This is a genomic window from Holdemania sp. (assembly GCF_986127675.1).
The window spans coordinates 1-2436 of record NZ_CFQZWI010000178.1 but is presented as its reverse complement, the minus strand read 5'-3'; the positions used below and the strand labels follow the sequence as shown (position 1 = coordinate 2436).

Sequence of the window (2436 nt, the reverse complement as noted above, 5' to 3'; positions counted from 1 at the left end):
AAAGCATTGCCTTCCAGAGCCATTGTCGCTGCGATAGATCCGAAAACCGCACCAGCGATCATACCGAAGATTGTATCACCGATACCAGCGAATGGTCCCATCAACGCTGTCTTAATCGAAGCGGCGACGTCCAGACCAGAACCAGTTTCAGCTGTCTGTTCTTCGATAGCGATATTCATACCAACAATGATATCACCCATTGCAGGCTGTGTGTTGAAGAATACGGAATGTGTTCTCAACGCCTTCTGCTTCAGCTCAGGACGATCGCCATACAGCTTGTCGATAACCGGCAGCATAGTGGTCAGGTAGCCCAAGCCCTGCATACGTTCATAGTTCCAGCCGATCTGAGAGTTCCAGATCCAGCGCAGATTCAGACTTCTTAATTCCTTCTTAGTGAACTTCTTACTATTCGTCATAATCGTCGTCGCCTCCCTGTGCAGCGCCTGCAGCTAACTTAGCAGTAGCATTCTGATAAGTGATCAAAGCTGCGGCTGTACCGATCAAGGCAATACCCAGAATCGGCATATTGATATAAGCGGCTAATACGAAGCCCAGGATAATGAACTGCGGCTTCTTCAGAACTGGCAGGTAACGCATCAAGATTGCGAAACCAACGACTGGCAGCAATCCACCAGCGAACTTGAAGCCGTTCATGATGAATGCCGGAATGATCTTGATCAGAGTGTCAACGACGCCCTGGCCAGCAACCAGCAGTAACAGAACAGGCAATCCGCGGGACAGGCCCCAAGGAATGATGCCTAATGTGTTCATCAGCGCGATACCCTTTGTGTTGTCTTCTTCAACATACTTGTCAGCGATGTGCTGGAATGCAGTGTTGGAGAAACGAGCCAGGATGTCCAACTGTGTGAATAATGCAGCTAATGCGATACCGATTGAAGAAGCCATTGCAATCGGGTCAGCGCCGGAAGCAGCGCCTAACGCTGTCGCGATCATACCGGAAGAAGTGATGTTCGGAATCGAAGCACCTCCGTATGTGCCAGCGCCTAACTGAGTCATCTGTAACGTACCACCAACGATCAGGCCATATTTCATATCGCCTACAACAACGCCGGTGAATAAGCATGCAAGAATACAGTTGTTGAAACCGATGTTCCAAGACAAACTATCGACGATGCTCCAAAATGCCCATGCTGTGATCAGCAGGATTTGGATAATACTCAACCCTCCAGACATAAATAGTCCTCCCTTTCTAACCTTTTGTGTCTTTGGTTTTTTCCGGTTGCCCGGATCCTCGAAAACCATTTCAGCCGGGCTGAGATCCGCGTGGCTTCTTACGCGATTTCACAGACCAGATGTAACCGTTTTCTCGATGATTAAATGATACACTAGAAAATGGGATTTGTAAACCCTCAACACATATTTTTCACATAATTCAAAGAAATTTTCACAAAATTTGATGGTTCATTTTCTGTATTAAACACGTGTTAAAATTCATGAAAAAGCCCTGTATACAAGCTTTATTAGCAATTAATTTCGCTAATTTTTCGAACGGTTAATCCCGTTTTTTTTCTTTGCAAACTTTCACATTTTCTCCCCATGTTTCATAAAATGATTTGTTTTCCAAAGAAAGTTAAGCATTATTTCAGTCTATTCCGCAGCCTTTGGTTTTAGAACTTGAATATAAAAAAAAACAGGATTGCTCCTGTTATGAAATCTGTTTGGCCAGCTCCGTCAAATCCGCCGCCAGCGCTTCAATTTTTTCCCGTTCGACCTCGTCGTCATGATTGGTCGCGGTGTTCTCAACGATCAGCGAGCCGTTGAGGTTTTTGCCGCGGCAGACGATCATGCCCTTTTCATAGAAGGACAACGACGTATACTTTACATGATCCTCATCGACCAGGCTCGTGTGCAGCTTCGCTTCCGGATCTTTCGCCTTGACGATCGCTTCCAGCTTTTCAGCGTTGGTCTTGCTGGCTTCAAAATAGCCGATACCCAAGCGCGGGCCTTTGCCGACGCAGTCCAGAATGATCACATTGCGGTCCTTAATCGTATTGGGCAGCGCGTCGCGCAGCATATAATCTCCGACATGCGTGCCGTTGCCGCCGTCGGTCAGCACAAAAGCCACTTTATCCCGCAGCTTTTCCGGCAGCTGCTGAGCGATCAGATACGCGGCAATGACTCCGGAAGTATTCCGATTCAGATTGACTTTATTGCCGATCCGAAACGTCATCATAAACGAAACGACGACCAGCGCGATTAAAACGCCGAGAATTAACACGGACATCGCCAGATTATCCTTAAAATTGATCTTCCGTCCCAATCCCAGAAGCAGGATCAGCCCCAGCACCATGCTTAAGATCGCCGGCGTGTTCATCGGCAGAAACGAGGAAGAAAAGCTGGCGTTGCCATCCAGCGGAAAATAGCGGATCGGATTGCCGAAATCGTGATTGAGCGAGATCGGAAGAGCACACGTCT

Annotated in this window: 3 protein-coding genes; all 3 read right to left on the bottom strand. The window is 47.5% G+C overall.

Translation table 11 applies throughout. The features are described from left to right. A partial coding sequence (locus AC5OW4_RS15020; protein WP_493677190.1) for a PTS system mannose/fructose/sorbose family transporter subunit IID occupies window positions 1-416 on the bottom strand: 416 nt, incomplete at its 3' end. Next, the gene (locus AC5OW4_RS15015; RefSeq protein ID WP_195395373.1) at window positions 406-1194 is read right to left on the bottom strand and encodes a PTS mannose/fructose/sorbose/N-acetylgalactosamine transporter subunit IIC; all 789 of its coding nucleotides are present in this window, start codon (window positions 1192-1194) and stop codon (window positions 406-408) included. The genes AC5OW4_RS15015 and AC5OW4_RS15020, both read right to left, overlap by 11 nt. A 472-nt stretch (window positions 1195-1666) precedes the next feature. Continuing rightward, window positions 1667-2436 (bottom strand): hypothetical protein (locus AC5OW4_RS15010; RefSeq protein ID WP_493677189.1); only part of this gene is annotated, 770 nt, incomplete at its 5' end.